The sequence below is a fragment of the Lentzea alba genome (assembly GCF_047445655.1).
In the GTDB taxonomy this organism is placed as follows: Bacteria; Actinomycetota; Actinomycetes; order Mycobacteriales; family Pseudonocardiaceae; genus Lentzea; species Lentzea alba_A.
In genome coordinates, this window is record NZ_JAJAEG010000094.1 from 1 (window position 1) to 1,458 (window position 1,458).

Genomic DNA, 1,458 nt, shown 5'->3' on the forward strand with positions numbered 1-1,458 from the left:
CTCCATAAGCTTGTTGATGTTCAGGACGGGATGTTCTGAATGCCCAGGGCGGCGTGGTGTGGCTGATGTCTCGCTGTCGTTGGGTGGCTCGTTGGGAGTGGCCGCCTCGCCGTCTGGGACGCCCTGGCCGCTGATTGAGATCTGTTGCACGTGCTGGTGCGTGTCGCTGTTTATGGAGCTGCTGGCGGGCTGTCCACGGGGTTGAGCTGCGAGAACGGGAGAACGGGTCGCGTGGCGGTGCGCGAGAGGATCTGGGTGGGTGTCGATGTCGGCAAGGCCGGCCACCACGCGTGCGCGGTCGACGACACGGGCAAGGTCGTGTTCAGCCAGAAGGTGACCAACGGCCAGGCCGCGATCGAGGAGTTGATTGCCCGTGTGGGTCGTAAAGCTCGCGCGGCGGTGTGGGCGGTGGACATGACCTCCGGTGCGGCCGGACTGCTGCTGACGCTGTTGCTGGGCACCGGCCAGCGGGTGCTGTATGTGCCGGGCCGGCTGGTCAACCGGATGGCCGGCGCGTTTCCCGGCGAGGGCAAGACCGACGCCAAGGACGCCCGCACCATCGCCGAGACCGCCCGGCTGCGGGGTGACCTGACCGCGGTTACGCACCCGGACGAGCTCGTCGCCGAGCTGCGGATCCTGACCGCGCGCCGCGAGGACCTGATGGCCGACTGGGTGCGCGGGATCAACCGGCTGCGTGAACTGCTCGCCTCGATCTTTCCTGCCCTGGAACGTGCTTTCGACTACTCCACCCGCTCGGCGCTGGTCCTGCTCACCGGCTACTGCACCCCGGCCGGGATTCGGGCGGCGGGCGCGCCTGGCCTGACCGAGCACCTGCTCGCCGGCGGCGCCTGGCCCAAGGGCATTCCGTCCATGGTGGACAAGGCCCTTGCCGCGGCGGACGAGCAGACCGTTGCCCTGCCGGCGGAATCGGCGACCGCGCCGCTGATCACCCGGCTCGCCCGGCAGCTGCTGGACCTCGACCGGGAGATCAAGGACCTCGACAAGCACATCGCCAATCGCTTCGGTGAACACCCGCATGCCGCGCCGATCACCAGCGTCGACGGGTTCGGGCCGATCCTGGGCGCACAGTTGCTGGCTGACACCGGCGGTGACTTGCGCGCGATGTTCGGCAACTCCGGACGCATGGCCGCCTACGCCGGACTCGCCCCGGTGCCCCGCGACTCCGGGCGAGTACGGGGCAACCTGCACCGGCCCAAGCGCTACCACCGCGGCCTGCGCCGCGTGTTCTACCTGGCCGCCCTGTCCGCGATCAAGGTCCAGGACGGCCCGTCTCGACGGTTCTACCTGCGCAAACGGGACGAGGGTAAGGTGCACACGCAAGCGCTCATCGCACTGGCACGCCGCCTGGTCGACGTCATCTGGGCACTGCTGCGTGATGGCCGGGAATTTCATCGCTCACCTACGGCCCAGGCCGCTTGACACGGTCATTGAAACTCC

1 protein-coding gene is annotated in these 1,458 nt (G+C 68.7%); it reads left to right on the top strand.

What is annotated here, in order from left to right:
* Nucleotides 1-231 precede the first annotated feature (231 nt).
* Entirely contained in the window at nt 232-1,440 is a 1,209-nt protein-coding gene (locus tag LFM09_RS50015; protein WP_414103720.1) for an IS110 family transposase, read from the top strand.
* Nucleotides 1,441-1,458 lie beyond the last annotated feature (18 nt).